Below are 16,161 nucleotides of genomic sequence, written 5' to 3' on the forward strand. Positions count from 1 at the left end.
GGCTATGGACTACAGCAAAACCTTATCGCTACCGAAAACCGATTTCCCGATGCGCGGCAACTTGCCGACACGCGAGCCGCAAATCCAGGAGAAGTGGGAAGAGCAAAACATTTATCAACAAGTGCTTGCCCGCACGGAAGGACGCCCTTCGTTCGTTTTGCATGATGGCCCTCCTTATGCGAACGGAGACATCCACATCGGGCACGCGCTGAATAAAATTCTCAAGGACTTCATCGTTCGCTACAAGTCCATGGCAGGTTTCTACGCGCCGTACATCCCGGGCTGGGATACGCACGGCTTGCCGATTGAGCAGGCGATTGTCAACGCTCAAGGACTGGATCGCCGCAACATCGAGGTCAACGACTTCCGCAAGCGTTGCGAAGAGTACGCCTGGTCCTACATCGACAAGCAGCGCGATCAGTTCAAGCGACTGGGTGTTCGCGGCGACTGGGAAAATCCGTATGTCACGCTTTTGCCTGAGTACGAAGCCAACCAAATTCGCGTGTTCGGCGAGATGGCGAAAAAAGGCTACATTTACAAAGGACTTCGCTGTGTCTACTGGTCTCCGTCTTCCGAGACGGCACTGGCTGATGCGGAAATCGAATACAAAGACAAGCGTTCTCCTTCCATCTACGTAAGCTTCCAGGTCGTAGATGGCAAAGGCAAGCTGGATACCGAAACAGGCGTTGTCATCTGGACGACCACACCGTGGACGATCCCGGCAAACCTGGCGATCTCGCTTCATCCTGAACTGGAGTACAGCGTCGTCAAAGCCGATGGCCGCAAATTCCTCGTGGCAAACGGCCTGATCGAAGCAGCCAGCAAGGAAATCGGCTGGGAAAACGTAGAAGTTCTCGCCAGCTTCAAAGGACAGGAGCTGGAGGGCGTAGTGACGAAGCATCCGATCTACGACCGTACATCGCCGCTGATTTTGGGCGAGCACGTGACACTGGATGCCGGTACAGGCTGCGTGCATACCGCTCCTGGACACGGGGAAGACGACTTTGCCGTCGGACAAAAATACAATCTCGGCGTGCTTTGCCCGGTTGACCATGAAGGAAAAATGACCAGTGAGGCTCCTGGTTTTGAAGGCCTTTTCTACGAAGATGCCAACAAGGCGGTCACCGAGAAGCTGAAAGAAAACGGAGCGCTCCTGAAGCTTAACTTCTTTACGCACTCCTACCCGCACGACTGGCGGACGAAAAAGCCGGTGATTTACCGTGCGACAGAGCAATGGTTCGCTTCCATCGACGGCTTCCGCGAGCAAATGCTCGAAGCGATCAAAAACGTGAAATGGATTCCGCATTGGGGAGAAACCCGTCTGGCGAACATGATCGCCGACCGCGGCGACTGGTGCATTTCCCGCCAGCGCGTCTGGGGCGTTCCGATTCCGATTTTTTATTGCAAATCGTGCAATGAGCCGATCATCAACGACACGACGATCAACCACATTGCCGAGCTGTTCCGCAAAGAAGGCTCCGCTGTCTGGTTTGCCCGCGAAGCAAACGAGCTGATTCCGGAAGGGCTTGCTTGCAGCAAGTGCGACTGCAAAGATTTCCGCAAAGAAACAGACATCATGGACGTATGGTTCGACTCCGGTTCTTCCCACCAGGCGGTTCTGCGCGAGCGCGGCATCGCATGGCCGGCTGACATGTACCTGGAAGGCTCCGACCAATATCGCGGCTGGTTCAACTCTTCGCTGTCCACAGGCGTTGCCGTCTATGGCACGGCACCGTACAAGGCGGTACTGAGCCACGGCTTTGCTCTCGACGGAGAAGGACGCAAAATGTCCAAGTCGCTCGGCAACGTGGTTGTGCCGCAGCAAGTCATCGACAAGCTGGGCGCCGACATCCTGCGCCTGTGGGTAGCTTCTGTCGATTACCAGGCAGACGTGCGCATTTCCGATGCGATCCTGAACCAGATCGCCGAGGTGTACCGCAAAATCCGCAACACGTTCCGCTTCCTGCTGGGCAACCTCGATGGATTTGACCCGGCGAAAGACCGCGTAGCGTATGAGCAACTGGGCGAGCTGGACCGTTATGTCTTGGCAAAAGCTGCGAAGGTCGTCAAGCGCTCCCGCAAGGCGTATGACGAATACCAGTTCCATACGGTTTTCCATGCGGTGCACAACTTCTGCGTGATCGACCTGTCTGCTTTCTACCTGGACATCTGCAAAGACCGTCTGTACGTCGAAGCGCCTGACAGCGCAAAACGCCGCGCTGCCCAAACGGTCATGTACGATTGCCTGCTCAGCCTGGTGAAGCTGGTAGCGCCGATTTTGCCGCATACCGCCGACGAGGTATGGTCCTTCATCCCGGGCGTGACCGAGCCAAGCGTGCAGTTGACCGACATGCCGGAAGGCGACGAGCAGCACCTGAGCTTCTCTGCCGAAGCGGAAAGCAAATGGGACGCGTTCCTCGCTGTCCGCGACGAGGTGCTCAAAGCGATGGAAGAAGCGCGCCGCAACAAAGTATTCGGCAACTCCGTCGACGCCAAGCTGGCGCTCTATCCGCAAACAGAGGAAGCAGCAAAAGCATTGGCAGCCATGGACGATCTGGCCGACCTGTTCATCGTCGCTCATGTCGACCTGCACGCCCAAGGCGAAGCCGCTCCGGCAGAAGCTGCCCAACTCGAAGGCATCGCGGTTGTCGTCTCCGCGGCTGACGGCCAAAAATGCGAACGCTGCCGCGTCGTGAAGCAGGACGTAGGCGCCCGCGAAGCGCATCCGTCGATCTGCGTGCGCTGCGCAGATATCGTGGAGCAGCATTATGCGCATGTAGCTGAATCGTAATTTCAGATGTTTTTTCAGGACCTGTCATTCCTAAAGGGATGGCAGGTTTTTTCGGTCCCATCTATGGTCGAACTATGGTCGAAGATTTTGGTGAAAATTATTAACAAAATTGCAAAATATTAATTTACGATAAAGTAAATGACTATGCCATAATAACCACAAATGGGTTTGGTTGGTAATTTTTTCTGTCAATGGACCGAGGCAGCTTTGTTTCGGTCCGTTTTTCCGTATGATTGGAGGGGGATCCGTATGAAAAAATACTTGGTGTTTCTTCTGGTAATCATCCTTTTGTCAACGGCTTGTCAGACGGTGAAAGAATTACCTGTAAAAAAGGAAACACCGCATTTGGCCGTTATCAAAGAGAGGGGGAAAGCCAATGTCGTCATCTTGAATAAAGACTACAAGGTCGTAGGGGAAAAGAAAATCGGCGAATTTCTGATTGATGGGCAGGTGGATGGGCAGACCTTGTACGCGATTGACTGTGGAATTGAGCCGGCGTTGAAAAACTTGTATGCCATAAACGTCCATGATCTCTCGTATCAAACGCTAACCTTGCCCTACATTCCCCAGAAAATATTTATTCATGATCGGGTGGCCTATATCGCTTCCTCTTCGGTCCAACAATCTGGCTTTCCGCTTATGCTTGTCGATTTGCAATCTTTATCGCTCATTGACACGTTAATGGTTCCCGGCGCTGCCCGTCCCTTCATCCCCGAAGCGAATGGAGTCACGTTGTATGTCAATGCGGGAGGACCGTACAAATTTGGCCCGTATGCCAAAAAAGTTCGCGTGGGGAAAGGGACAGCCGGAAAATACGAAATACTGGAAACGACAGACATGCCGCAAGAGCTTCCGCCTACCAATGTCATTTCGTATCCGGAAAAAAATATCGCGGTCTATGCGGGATTCGCCAAAGGGCCAAAGCCGAGATGGGTAAAGCAGCCAGAAGCCTATACAAGTAAAATAAAAGTGTTGGACAAAAAGAATGATTCCGTTTTACAGGAAATCGATCTGGAAGAGTCGTTCCCGCAGCAGATTGTGCAGAAGGACGATCTTGCTTTTATCAATCATTATACGGATTTGGATATGAGCGGGGAGATGATTTCCGTCTACGACTTGAAAACAATGAAGCTGATAACCAAGATTCGCTCGGAAACCCCGTCTTCCATTGCCCTGGCTGGCTCCCATCTTCTTGTTGCGAATTTTGTGCCGGGAACGGTAAGCGTGATTGATACGCAGGAGCGAAAGCAAATACAGCAAGTGGACGTTGGCGAGTGGCCGACAAAAGTGCTGGTTGTTCCAGACTCAAGCAATCCCATACCGAAAGAATAATGAAACGGCCCTTCACTAACAGGGCTGTTTTTTGCTGCGCGGTTTTTCCGTTGCATAAGCAAATTTTTTAAGCCTCGCCGAACAACTACAAGCCCCTGACGAGGAAAGAGGAGAAATCCGCGAAAGCTCTTTGGGGTCCCGACCGAGGCGGAGTGGAAAAAACGAAACACGCTTTTAAGCGTCCACGCTGAGAAGCATCCTGAGTCAACCACTTTGGACGCGGTTTCGTTTTTTCCACGGAGCCGGGCAGCAAAGCTTCCTGCAGGGGCCCCAAGAAGCTACAGCGATTTCTCCTCTTTCCTCGCCTCCAGGGAAGCAACGATTAAGAAGCTTTTAAAAAAGAAAACCGAGCGAACACCAAAAGCTGCTATACCTGACAAAACAGCAACGAACAATCCGCAAGCCGAGGTTGACAAGTAAGCTTGACGGAGCCAGGGTCTTGCAGAGCACGAGAACCGAACGAACAAGCCACACCCATACCCTTCCCCAATCACTTCAAACGGTTATTTCCCGCCTGCAAAGCCATACTACCAGTTGAGGAAACCAAACAAAGGTGGTGGCCGACGTGGACCCAAAAATGCTGGCCAGCTTCAGGGAAAAGCTGCTTGCGCAGAAAAAAGAACTCGAAGACCGCGTACAGGATCATTACGGCATGCGAGAGCCGATGACGACCTCCTTGCAGGAATTTTCCATGTACGATAACCATCCGGCCGACATCGGCAGCGAGCTGTTTGAACGGGAAAAAGACCTCGCCCTCGACAGCCTCGACCGCGAGACATTAAAAGAAATCGAACAGGCGCTGACCCGCATGGAAGAAGGGACATACGGGCTGTGCACCGTCTGTGGCGAGCCGATTCCTGCCGAGCGACTCGAAGCCTTGCCCCAGGCGCAGACGTGCAAGGAACACGCGCCTGCGCCCCATGTGAACGAATCCCGGCCGATCGAGGAAGAGTTTTTGCAGCCCCCGTTTGGCCGCACGTCGCTCGACGAAAAAGAAGGGCAAAACGGCTTCGACGGGGAAGACGCCTGGCAGATCGTCGAGTCGTGGGGCACATCCAGCACGCCGTTCTCCTTCCAGGACAGCGATAAAGCCGACTATGGCGAAATGTACATCGAAAGCGACGAGCCGGATGGGTACGTCGAAGCCGTAGAAGAAATCGGCTACACCGATATCGACGGCTACCATGGTCCCGACAGCGTGCACTTCATGCGCAGTGCAACATACGAAGACTACATGCACAAAGGCGAAGGAAAAGGCAACTTCCTCCCCTACGACGAGTATGAGTCGCAAAACGAACCGCGCGAGGGGCGCGATGGCGTGGAATGACCGCAGTCTGCTGATCGAACGCGTCGAGACTTATCCGCTGTTGCACCGCTTGACGCAAGCCTACGGGGACGCCAACGGGTACAAGCGCTACCGCAGCACGTACCTCATCCGCATCATCACGCAAGCCGGGATCGATGGCTGGGGCGAAATTGTCGATTGGCTGCCCACCCTGGACCGCGGGTTTCGCGAGCGGATCGTCCCTTTTTTGCTCGGCAAGCATGCGTCCAGCCGGACACAGATCGCAGCGATCGTCAACAAATGGCACCAGCGATCGGCAGCAGGGGTCAGCATGGCGTTGACAGAGATCGTCGCCAAGGCAGCGGGGATGTCGGTCTGCCAGCTATGGGGCGGGGCGCTCCACCGGACCATTCCCGTCTACGCATCCTTTCAGTCGTATGCGGAGCGCGAGGACTGGATGACGCACTCGCTCAACCAGGTGGCAGCCGCTCTCGCAGCAGGATTCACCAGGTTCAAGGTAAAAATCGGCGGCCGCTCCGTTCGAGAAGATCAGGCGCACATTGTTCAGTTGATGGACATGCTCTCGCCGGAGGTACAGGTGGCGCTTGACGCCAACCAAAGCTACGATCTGGCGACCACCAGACAGTGGACGCGCATAATCGAGCGCTATCCGAACTGGCTGTGGCTGGAAGAGCCGATGCCGATGGAGCGCACGGAAGAATACGCCAAGCTGCGTGCCGCATTGCCCATTCCGCTTGCGGGCGGGGAAAACCTGGTCCGCTGTGCGCAGTTTTTGCCGCTATTCAAAGCGGGGGCGCTCGATATCGCACAGCCGGATTTGCTGCACACAGAAGGGATCGAGAGCTACCGGACCCATCTGCAAATGGCGCGGGAATTTGGCTATCGCGTGTCGCCGCATTCGTTTGATGGCGGGCTGGCTCGGCTGTACACGCTGTTCGCGCAAGCATGCTTGCCTGCCTGGAGCAAAATGGACAGCGAACAGATCGAGCCAGTCGAGTGGGATGTCATGGAAAATCCGTTCACACACCTCTTTCCGCTGTACCCAGTCAACGGTGAAGTAGCCATCCCGAGCGGAGTGGGGATCGGCATGGAGCCGAATTGGGAGATTATCAACGCCACGCGCTGGGATGGCAGCGCATATGCGTGAGACGAGGAGTTTCGTATGGCGCAAAATGCGAAAAACCTGATTGGGCTGACAGGGATTCCGTTAGTCATGGTGCTTGGCAACTCGATGCTCATTCCCGTCCTGCCCACGATGAAAAACAAGATGGAGCTGACTTCGCTCCAGACCAGTCTGTTGATTACGGCTTTTTCCATTGCCGCCGGAATCGTGATTCCGCTGGCTGGATACTTGTCTGACCGTTTTGGCCGCAAAATCGTCATCCTGATCTCGCTCGCCCTGTACGGGACGGGCGGGCTGTTGGCGGGGCTTGCGGCACTCTGGCTCGATCAGCCGTACATGCTCATCATGGGCGGGCGCGTCCTGCAAGGGATCGGCGCAGCCGGGACAGCGCCGATTGCCATGGCGCTGGTCGGCGATCTGTTCGAGGGAGCGTCAGAGAGCAAAGCGCTCGGCCTGATGGAGACATCGAACGGGATGGGCAAAGTGCTCAGTCCCATTTTCGGGGCGCTGCTTGCGCTCATTTCCTGGTACATGGTCTTTCTCGCTTTCCCGATCATTTGCGGCGTCGTCCTTGTGCTGTTCCTGTTTTTGACCAAGGAAAAGAAGCAGGAGCGGCAGCCGCTTCCGGTCAAGCAGTATTTGCACAGAATCGCACAGGTGTTTAAGCAGCACGGCAAATGGCTCGTTCCCGCGTTTTTTATCGGCAGCATCTGCCTGTTCACGCTGTTTGGCGTTCTGTTCTACCTGTCTGATCTGCTGGAGGAAAAATACAAGATCGACGGCGTCATCAAAGGCGGATTTTTGGCGATTCCGCTGCTCGTCATGAGCATCGCTGCCTATGTGACAGGGCTGATTATCAAAAAGAAGCTAGGCCTGATGCGCCTGTTTGTGATCGTCGGGATGTTTCTGCTCGCGGCGTCGTACGTTCTCGCCAGCTTTGTAAAAGGCGCCTATGCGCTGATCGGCATTCTCATCATCGGCAGCATCGGTACAGGCATGATTTTGCCTTGCCTGAACTCGATGATTGTAGGAGCGGTGCAAAAAGCGGAGCGGGGCATGATTACGTCTTTGTACAGCGGCGTCCGCTTTATCGGCGTGGCTGTCGGGCCGCCGATTTTCACCTGGCTGCTCGGCATCTCCCGGACGGTCATGTTTTTCTCGATTGCCGGCTTGTCGCTTGTCTTCGCGATTTTGGCCATTTTTTTCTTGAAGCCGAAGCAGGCCGAACAAGGCGGGCAAAACCAGGAGCAGGATGCTGCCAAAGAGCGCGAAACGAAGGCGTGGCGGCAAGTGTCAGAGGTGCTCGGGATCGAGCCGGGGACGCAGCAGGAAAAGCGGCGGGCGCGGGCGATCGAGAAGTACGGCTTCGATGTGAACGACTTGTTTGCACGTATCTTGTCCGGGAAAAAAGAAAAGGAAAAAAACTGAAACAGGCAGCCCTGCGCAGCTCTCCCTCAGGAAAATGGGGATCGAAGCAGCAGCAGGGACGTGCCTGTTTGTTTGTGTGAACAGCTTATGCGCTTATGGTCAGGAGCGGACAGATGGGGCAGCAAACGGATGCAGCAACGCTCTTTCCAGCGTCAGAGGATAGACATCGTCGCGCAAAATGCGGCTGAACTGCCCGTCGCTTTTGATATCACGCGGAATGGTGTCGAAGAGGACGGTTTCGGTCACGTCAGAGCCAGAAGGCGTCGCAGCGTATGTAAGCACTTTTGCGATGTAGATGTCTTTTCGCTGTCCGCCGGCAAGCGTGTACTGGCCGATTCGCTCAATGCCTTCCAGCACAGCTCCCGTCTCTTCGTACACTTCCCGGACGGCAGCGGCGAGACTGCTTTCGCCAGGCTCGATTTTTCCTCCGGGCAGCTCTACGCCCCGGCTGCGGTGGCGGGTAAACAGCAGCTTTCCGTCATAAAAAGGGAGAATGAGCACGTGGCCTGCCGGATGAAGGCGATATTCGTCGGGGTCAAAGGTCAACTGCACAGGCAAACCGAAATCATCTGAAAAAGCGTACAAGAACAGCTCTCCTTTCTACGATCAGAACGGGGTAGATGAGCGATATTGCATGGAAATATGCTTGACTGCTTTCATCGCTTGCCCGACAGCGAGGGACAGGCTGGCATAGGCGGCTCCATTGGTGGCGTCACCCGTGCCGTAAATCCACGAATCGTCCGCGCGCTGAAATTCATCTGTTTTCAAATACCCTTCGCCAAACGTGGCAAGGCCGCCCAGCCCTGCGCAGTTGCCATGGACGCCGATGCGCGGCAAAATCCAGTCGACGGCCAGCGTTGGCGGATTTTCAGGCCGTCGCGAGGCCAGCGTCAAGCACAGCCGCTCTCCTTCGTCCTGGTAGCCTGTTACTTCCGTCTCCCACAGCAAAGACAAATTGGGCAGCCCCGCGATTTTGCGCAGCCACTCGGGGCGGGCGCGCAGATGGTTGCTGCGGATCAGCAAGTAGACATGGCGCGCATGCCTGGCGAGATTGACGGCGCTTTCCAGCGCGCGATCCCCTCCGCCGATGACGGCAAGCGCCAGCCCTGCGACCGATGTAGCTTCCGCTGTAGTGGAAAAAGCGGGGGGCAGGACGCGCTTGCAGCCGTTGAGGGCCGGGATCTCATTGGGGGTAACGCCCGTAGCGATAAGCAGATAGTCTACGCGATAGGCAGTCTTGGAGGTCGTCACGATGTGCGCATCGCGGTCAATGGCTAACAGCTCTTCTCCCAGCCGGACATTCAGGTTTTGGATGGTAGGATGCTGGTACAACTCGTCGAGAAGCGAAGCGCCCCGAGGGTACACCCGCGGAGGAAAATCCCAGATTTCATTGTGAATCTGGTGCAATTGCCCTCCGAGCCGATCCGATTTTTCCACCAGCAAGCAAGACAACCCCAATCGTTGGCACCAAATAGCGGCAGACAAACCCGCGATGCCGCCGCCTGCGATCAGCACCTGTACGTGTTCCACTCTCCAGTCCCCCGATCTTTTCTGTTTCCGATTTCCCAATAGTTTTAGACTACCTGTTTCGTTTCCGGAGTGCAAGGACTCACCGCCAAAACGACAAAACAGGTGCGTGGCCTTGACCGTCACCTACAATTTGACAGCAAAATGTGGTAAAATGGGACATGGTTTTCCAGAATAATAGAAAAATTGAACGGAAATGTTGGCACCATGGGAAAAGGAGTGAACCTGCGTGCAGGCCAAGAACGAAAAACAAGTGGCTCCTGTGAAGACGCCGCGGAAACGAAAAAAACGCGGACAGCGATCCAAGCGGATGTATCTGCTTCTGGCTGCGTGCCTGTTCCTCTGTTTGCTTGCGGTCGGGGCGGGGTATGCCTTGAACCAGGTGGACAAAACATTGGAGGACGTGACGAAAAACCCGTACAAGCTTCCCGATCAGCCAGTCGTGGAGCAGCCGTATGAGGAACAGAAATCCATTTCCTTTGTCATCGTCGGATTGGACACGCGCGCCAACATCGGGATGCTGAACACCGATGTGCTGGTCGTCGCTGTCGCTAACCCTGTCACGAAAAAGGTAACGATGGTGTCGCTGCCCCGTGACACGCGGGTCCAAATTCCTGGCGAGCCAGGCTATCACAAGATTAACGAAGTTTTTTCGATTGGCGAAGGGAAAAAGAAATTGGCGGAGAGCAAAGGACAGCCTGTCACGGAAAATGGCATGACGGTGCTGAAAAAGACGCTGGAGCACATGCTCGGTGTCTCGGTCAATCACTACGTCCAGCTCGACTTCGAAGGTTTTACCGCTGTGGTCGACAAGCTCGGCGGCGTCAAGGTAGACGTGGACCGCGACCTGGTGTACGAGCTGCCCAAGCAGGGCGTCTACCGCAGCTTGAAAAAAGGCACGCAAGTACTGAACGGCGAGCAGGCGCTTGGCTTCGTCAGACACCGGATCGACAGACGCGGCAGCGCCTACAACTCCAGCGACTTCGACCGCAACCGCCGCCAGCAGCAGGTCATTCGCGCTGTCGCGGACAAAATGGTTTCGATGGACGGAATTACCCACTTGACGGAGGTAATGGCGACCGTCGGCAAGCATATCAAAACCGATCTGTCCAAAGACCAGATCAAAGGGCTGGCCATGGACTTTGGCAGCATCTCTTCCGACAATATCGTCTCGTTGGAAAACGGCGCGATCTGGAGCTTTCCGTACTCTCTGTGGCCGAAGGAGAACATGCAGGCGGTCCGCAGCACGCTGCAGAAAGAGCTGGGAGTGGCAGAAGCCAGCGACAAGCTCAGCGATGCGGCGGTAGCGGAAATAGCCAAAGTCGAGATGAAAACAGAGACCAGACCGCAAACTACGAAGCCGTCGACCTCTTCGCAATCGGAAGTAGCGAAGCCGCAGCCGCAGAAGCCGTCGACTCCGGCGCCAAAACCGCAGCCGAAGCCAGAGACGCCAGCAGAGCCGACACCTGTGCCGGGTGGAGAAGCAGGCCAGGACAGCGAGTCGTATCCGAGCGACATGCCGCCGCCTGATATTCTCGCGCCGCCAGCTCCTGCGCCAGATGGCGGGGGCAGTGGGCAAACGTAACGATTTTTTTGCACCCTCCGCAAAGCCGGGCACATATACTGCCAGGGAGCGGAAGCGCTGCCCGCTTTCGGGAAGGGGGCGATGTTCTTTGAAAAATTGGCAGGAGACGATGAAGCAACTGCAAAAGGCATCGCAAAGCCTGGCAAAGCTGAACCTGGACAAAGACCATCCGTGGGGGGCCTTGCGCCAGATGAACCAGATCATGGATGCGAATTTTTGGGAAAACATTGCGGCGCTCAGCCAAAAATCGCCGAACCAGTCGCCGAGCACGGCCGCGAAAGTCGTGCCGACCATCCAAAAAAGCCGGAAAAAGCCAGCAACGGATAGGCCGCTGCGGGTGGTGCAGGTCGAAGAAACCGAGGGCTACCCGCCGACGGATGTGTTCCTGGCGGAGCAGTCCGTGATCGTATGCTGCGAGCTGCCGGGCTTTGCGCGCGACAGCCTGGAGCTTTCGCTTGTCGAACAAAAAGTGCTCGAAATCAAAGGGCTGGTCAAGGAGCCGGACTACAAAGGCTCATGCGTGCAGGCGGAGAGAAGCTACGGTTCGTTTCACCGCAAGATCGAACTGCCTGCTCCGGTGATCGCCAAAGGGATGAGAGCCCAGTACCAGGATGGCTTGCTGGAAATTTATTTGCAGCGCGATGCCGATTACCGCGAACGAAAAACAACATTCAAGGCGAAGCTGTAGAGGAGGGACTTTTCGGCCCTCCTCTTTTCCTTTTCCCGCAACTTGCAAGGGACGGGGGAGCATGTCCGCGCCCAAACAAAAACAGTGCTAATGTAAGCCATTAACACTGTCCGTTCATATATTGCCAACCAGCGGCTGATCGACGATGCTCGGATCGAGCGTATTGGTTGCGTTGGCGCCGTTGATCGTGTTCACGACGTTGCCCGTATTGCCGCCACCGGAACCGGAGAAAGTCTTGGATGCGGTTTTGGGCGAGATGTTCAAGGTGTCCCCGAAGTTGACAGTCCCGGAGTTGCTGTTGATGTTGACCGCTCCGACCACGGAAGGCACGGCTAGCTCCTCCTCTCGCGCTTGGGCTCGTCGCGAAGCAGGTGGCGGATGGTTTTCACGCGAGTCTCCAAGGTCAGGCAGTCGGTTGAGCCGATATGGATCAGCGACGATGCCGCAGTAAACGGTACGTCGACCTTTTTGACGTGAATGCGGGGACAGTCGTGAAACGTATCGAGGCAAATCGGCTCGGCAGGGCAAGGAGCGGGTAACGGCACGGAAAAAACAGCGTAATCGGCAAATTCAAATTCGTGCTGGTAAAAAATCGCTTTTTCCCGTTGGACCGCCAAAATGTTGGAGCGGGCGTTGACTTCCTTCGAGTCCCCGATCTGCAAGACAGAGGAGGAGTCGATGGAAATGCTGTTCAGCTTCTTGACATGGCTCGTTCTGCGGTGCATCAATAGGAACCTCCTCAAGGTGGAGTGAGCGCCGTATCAACCGGAATCGCTCCGAGAATCATCGACTCGGGTGGCGTTTCGTAGGACGAGAGCAGCGTGACCGTTGTCGTGTCGCCGATAAACAGGGAGGCGGACGACGACAGGGCATCGATCGAAACGCTGCGCACGCAAATGTCGCCGTTTATCACTTGGTAGATCATATCAGGGTTCGTTCACCTCGCGCGGGAGATTTTTGACAAAGCCTTCACACGTTTTTTCGATATCGCGCTTGACCTTCTGGACGATTTTTCCCGCCCAGACGTCGATCTGTTCAGGCTCCCATTCATCGGTCTGAAGCTGATTGACATAATAACGGATGCGTTGGTCGATCTGCTTCTTGATATCCTCCAAAATAAAATCGCGATAGTCGTCATTGAGCGGATAACCGCACTCTTCCTCGATTCGTTCCAGCACATGGTAGGCGTCCGCTTTCAGGTAACGGTAAATTTCTTTTTGCACTCGTTCGAACAAAGGTGTGTTCTTTTTCTCCCCGTTTGGCACATCCATGCTCTGGTTAATGGAAAAATCGCCGATGCCGGAATCGTTGCTCTTTGGATTAAGCCCGATGTTGAGCGTTCCTTCCAACCGTTCGACTTTCAGCAGATCAAATTTGTATTCGTTTTTGATGACGGAAGGAACCTGCTTTTCCTTTAACTCTTTGACATCCTGTTGCAGTTCTTCTATCATTTGCTTCATTTTTTCCATTTTTTTGTTCTGCGTTTGTATATAGTCATGTAACTGTTGCAAATACTGCATCATTTCGGGACCCATGTACATGACGATCATCCTTCTTCATCAAAAGTAAAGCCGGTTAGAGGGAAGGCGAAACCAAAGGCACAAGCGGAATGAACTCCTCTGACGAAGTCTCGGGCAATGGCCCCGCAGGGGGAGCCGGCTCTGTGAATCCGCCTGTGTTGTACATTTGGGATAACGGTTTAATCATACCTGCACTGCCAATTTGGCAAACCGACGAGTTGGTGATGCCATCAATTTTCAAGTTGTGGATGACGATGTTTTGATGAACGAAAAAGTTCATGAAAAATCCCGTCCCTTTGCCGCCGGATCGCTTGTATCCTCTACAAAGATCGGCAGCTCGTTGCCCGCTGTCTCATTGACGTAGACGACGCTGCGGGGAATCTTGAACGAAAGATTCGTTCCGGAGTTGAACGATCCGCCGCCAGCAAAAGTTTTGGAGTAGCTGACAGGCGAGATTTTGCGGACGTCTCCGACATTGAAGACGCCGCTTATGCTGTTTACGTTGATGACTCCAACAATAGCTGGCAGCTTCGACACATCCCCTCGGAAGAGTCCTTTTTGTATTGTATGTGTGACGGCACTGGGTGTTCATACCTGTTTTTCGCGCTTTTGCGGTTCGCACCGGGCAGCGTGGGCATACGATACATGAGCGACAGGCAGAAGAGTTTTGCAGGGATGGAAAAAGGAGGGGAAACGCGATGAACATGAAGGTCAACAACAAAAAAATCGTCGTGGGAGAAATCAAGATGGGCGGCGTGCAGCAGTCATCGCTCGTGCTGATCGGGGACGCGGACGTCATCAGTTGCTCGTCGGTTTTTGACACGGCAGACGACTCGCTCATTTTCAGCAAAGACGTTCCGATCCGGCCGACCACACCAACGAGACGAGGCGACTGATCGCCTCGTCTAGCTTGCGGACGCGTATTTGCTCTGGTAGTGGCTAAGGGCGAGCAGCGGCCAAATCCAGCGATAGCTGTGATAGGCAAAATAAGTGCCGCCGGGGCGTCCGCCGCCCGTCGGATAAGCGGTGGTCCAGTCTGCCGCCTGGCTTTGCCTGGATAAATAGTCGATGCCGCGTTCAATAGCCGGAGTCGGCCGGGGATGTACGGCGATCAGGGCATCGAGCGCCCATGCCGTTTGCGATGGCGTGCTGGCGCCGAGGGGGACGTACATTTTTTGCTCGTCGCTGTGGCACGATTCGCCCCAGCCGCCGTCGGCATTTTGCTGTCGCGTCAGCCAGTCGACCGCTTTCTGGACCGCCGGATGAGCGGGGGAGACGCCGACTGCCATCAGCCCGGTGAGCGCCGCCCACGTCCCGTACAAATAGGCGATGCCCCATCTGCCGTACCAGGAGCCGTCTATTTCCTGGCGGGCGAGCAGCCAGCGAACCGCCTTCTGGACAGGCGCGTCGTTCTCTTTGTACCCGGCGTAACGGCCGAGAAACTCCAATGTTCTTCCGGTCAAATCGGCCGAGGACGGGTCGGTGCTGACCGTGTCTGCGCCTTCGATCGGCAGGCTGGAAATGAGCGGGGAGTCCGTGTTTTTTTCGAAGGCAGGCCAACCGCCATCGTCGTTTTGCATGGACAACAGCCAATCCAGCCCGCGCTTCCAGGCGGCAGCGGTTGCTTTATCCAGGCGGGACTGGCTGCGCAGAGCGCGCAAGGCCGCTGTCGTGTCGTCGATATCCGGATTCATCGTATTGTAGTCCGAAAAGCCCCAGCCGCCAGGAACCCCTCCCGGATTGCGAATTTTCCAGTCTCCGTACGTATGTTGCTGTTTTTTGAGCAAATAGCGGTTCGCCCGCTGGATGGCAGGGTGGCTTGCGGGCAGGCCGCTTTGCTGCAAGGCGTGCGACAGCAGCGCCGTGTCCCAGACGGCAGAGGTCGCCAGTTGCAAGTGCGCGCCTTCCGCCGTTTGGCAGACCGAATCGCGCAAACCTGACATCGCTTTTGCGATCAGCGGATCACGCAAAGAGTAGCCGCGGGCGAGCAAGGCAAAAATCATGAAAAACGTCGAGGTCGAGTAGTTGTACAGCGTCCCGTCTGCCTCCACGCGCGCGAGGATAAACTGCTCCAATCTGCGCAAGGACAGCTCGTGCAGCAGGCCGGGTAAAAACGGCAAGCGCAACACGTACTCGTGGATAGAGGACAAAAAGCTTTGTCCGTCCCGCGTGAAGCGCTCCAGCAGCCGATGGGGATAGACGCCGGGAGCGATGGAAGGGTTCACATACAAATCGGACAGATCGGGGGTATCCGCCGTCACGTTGACGTATTTGCGGTCAGCGACAATCATCATCGGCGCCAGATGCACACGGGCGTACCCGACAAAATCGTAAAAGCTGATCGGAGAGCTAGGAGGCAAGAGCGCAATTTCTACAGGCACGAGAAAATGAGCGGGCCACTTGTACTGCCCCGCCAAGGCAGCGGCAAACTTCGTCAGCAGGTTCGCCTCGCTCAAGCCGCCTTTGCCGCGAATAAACGCGCGAGCGCGAGCCATCCGCGGCTCCTTTTTTTCATAGCGACGCGAGAGCAGCAGCGCATAGTAGCAATCTACAGTCGTCGAGAGATTTCCCTCGGCCTCGTCCGGGTACAGCTTCCATGCGCCATTTTCTTGCTGAAGGGCCGTGATCCGCGCAGTCAGCCCGTCAATGAGCCGCTCATCATCAATCCCGAGCGTCCGCAATAAGATAATCATGTGGGCGTCTGTCGTCGGAGAGCTTTCCAGACAGAAGCGCCAGGAGCCGTCCTGCTGTTGGCTGTGCAGGACAACAGACTGAATCCGGCTGATTTCTTCGCGTACTTCGCGCAACGAAAACCACCTCCATGTAGAAAACCTGGCTGCGCCAAGCCTTTGGCGCAGCCT

Annotated in this window: 17 protein-coding genes; 8 read left to right on the forward strand and 9 right to left on the reverse strand. The window is 55.4% G+C overall.

What is annotated here, in order from left to right; genetic code table 11:
* The first annotated feature begins 4 nt into the window (after window positions 1-4).
* From ileS to M655_RS10585, 5 genes are all read left to right on the forward strand, one after another.
* Window positions 5-2,791 carry an isoleucine--tRNA ligase gene (gene ileS / locus M655_RS10565; protein WP_026557381.1) on the forward strand — a complete coding sequence of 929 codons (2,787 nt, stop codon included), beginning with the start codon at window positions 5-7 and terminating at the stop codon, window positions 2,789-2,791.
* Window positions 2,792-3,040: 249 nt separating this feature from the next.
* A complete protein-coding gene (locus M655_RS10570) occupies window positions 3,041-4,123 on the forward strand; it encodes a YncE family protein (RefSeq protein ID WP_026557380.1) in 1,083 nt (360 codons plus the stop codon).
* A 565-nt stretch (window positions 4,124-4,688) separates the two neighbouring features.
* Window positions 4,689-5,450 (forward strand): TraR/DksA C4-type zinc finger protein, encoded by a 762-nt coding sequence (locus tag M655_RS10575; RefSeq protein WP_286086004.1) that lies wholly within the window; start codon window positions 4,689-4,691, stop codon window positions 5,448-5,450.
* Window positions 5,437-6,576: a mandelate racemase/muconate lactonizing enzyme family protein gene (locus M655_RS10580; RefSeq protein WP_005833433.1), complete on the forward strand. Its 1,140-nt coding sequence runs from the start codon at window positions 5,437-5,439 to the stop codon at window positions 6,574-6,576. Before M655_RS10575 ends, M655_RS10580 begins: the two co-directional genes overlap by 14 nt.
* A 15-nt stretch (window positions 6,577-6,591) precedes the next feature.
* Entirely contained in the window at window positions 6,592-7,980 is a 1,389-nt protein-coding gene (locus M655_RS10585; protein ID WP_007784246.1) for an MFS transporter, read from the forward strand.
* A gap of 99 nt (window positions 7,981-8,079) precedes the next feature.
* Here M655_RS10585 and M655_RS10590 read toward each other — a convergent pair whose 3' ends face one another.
* Window positions 8,080-8,565: an NUDIX domain-containing protein gene (locus M655_RS10590; RefSeq protein WP_005833429.1), complete on the reverse strand. Its 486-nt coding sequence runs from the start codon at window positions 8,563-8,565 to the stop codon at window positions 8,080-8,082.
* Between the two features lie 21 nt (window positions 8,566-8,586).
* On the reverse strand, window positions 8,587-9,510 hold the full coding sequence (locus tag M655_RS10595; RefSeq protein ID WP_025845025.1) for an NAD(P)/FAD-dependent oxidoreductase: 924 nt from the start codon (window positions 9,508-9,510) through the stop codon (window positions 8,587-8,589).
* A gap of 226 nt (window positions 9,511-9,736) precedes the next feature.
* Here M655_RS10595 and M655_RS10600 point away from each other — a divergent pair, with 226 nt between their 5' ends.
* Window positions 9,737-11,092: an LCP family protein gene (locus M655_RS10600; RefSeq protein ID WP_005833426.1), complete on the forward strand. Its 1,356-nt coding sequence runs from the start codon at window positions 9,737-9,739 to the stop codon at window positions 11,090-11,092.
* Window positions 11,093-11,180: 88 nt separating this feature from the next.
* Complete coding sequence (locus M655_RS10605) at window positions 11,181-11,780, forward strand: Hsp20/alpha crystallin family protein (RefSeq protein ID WP_026557378.1); 600 nt, start codon at window positions 11,181-11,183, stop codon at window positions 11,778-11,780.
* A gap of 114 nt (window positions 11,781-11,894) precedes the next feature.
* Here the strand turns inward: M655_RS10605 and M655_RS10610 are convergent, their stop codons facing one another.
* Genes M655_RS10610 through M655_RS10635 form a run of 6 tightly spaced genes read right to left on the reverse strand, consistent with a single transcriptional unit; the run spans window position 11,895 to window position 13,837 of the window.
* The gene (locus M655_RS10610; RefSeq protein ID WP_005833423.1) at window positions 11,895-12,110 is read right to left on the reverse strand and encodes a spore germination protein; all 216 of its coding nucleotides are present in this window, start codon (window positions 12,108-12,110) and stop codon (window positions 11,895-11,897) included.
* A 2-nt stretch (window positions 12,111-12,112) separates the two neighbouring features.
* Complete coding sequence (locus tag M655_RS10615; RefSeq protein ID WP_005833421.1) at window positions 12,113-12,505, reverse strand: spore germination protein GerPE; 393 nt, start codon at window positions 12,503-12,505, stop codon at window positions 12,113-12,115.
* 14 nt (window positions 12,506-12,519) lie between these two features.
* Window positions 12,520-12,705 (reverse strand): spore germination protein GerPD, encoded by a 186-nt coding sequence (locus M655_RS10620; protein WP_005833419.1) that lies wholly within the window; start codon window positions 12,703-12,705, stop codon window positions 12,520-12,522.
* A gap of 1 nt (window position 12,706) precedes the next feature.
* Window positions 12,707-13,321, reverse strand: a complete 615-nt coding sequence (locus M655_RS10625; RefSeq protein WP_005833417.1) for a spore germination protein GerPC — start codon at window positions 13,319-13,321, stop codon at window positions 12,707-12,709.
* A 34-nt stretch (window positions 13,322-13,355) separates the two neighbouring features.
* The gene (locus M655_RS10630) at window positions 13,356-13,580 is read right to left on the reverse strand and encodes a spore germination protein GerPB (RefSeq protein WP_005833415.1); all 225 of its coding nucleotides are present in this window, start codon (window positions 13,578-13,580) and stop codon (window positions 13,356-13,358) included.
* Complete coding sequence (locus tag M655_RS10635) at window positions 13,577-13,837, reverse strand: spore germination protein (RefSeq protein WP_005833413.1); 261 nt, start codon at window positions 13,835-13,837, stop codon at window positions 13,577-13,579. Before M655_RS10635 ends, M655_RS10630 begins: the two co-directional genes overlap by 4 nt.
* A 161-nt stretch (window positions 13,838-13,998) precedes the next feature.
* Between M655_RS10635 and M655_RS10640 the strand changes: the two genes are divergently transcribed.
* Window positions 13,999-14,196, forward strand: a complete 198-nt coding sequence (locus M655_RS10640; RefSeq protein ID WP_286086005.1) for a spore germination protein GerPD — start codon at window positions 13,999-14,001, stop codon at window positions 14,194-14,196.
* A gap of 9 nt (window positions 14,197-14,205) precedes the next feature.
* On the opposite strand, the gene shc is transcribed toward M655_RS10640, so the two are convergent.
* Window positions 14,206-16,107, reverse strand: coding sequence for a squalene--hopene cyclase (shc, locus tag M655_RS10645; RefSeq protein ID WP_026557377.1), 1,902 nt, complete (start codon window positions 16,105-16,107; stop codon window positions 14,206-14,208).
* Window positions 16,108-16,161: the final 54 nt, after the last annotated feature.

The organism is Brevibacillus sp. NSP2.1 (genome assembly GCF_000470975.2).
Classification (GTDB): domain Bacteria; phylum Bacillota; class Bacilli; order Brevibacillales; family Brevibacillaceae; genus Brevibacillus; species Brevibacillus agri.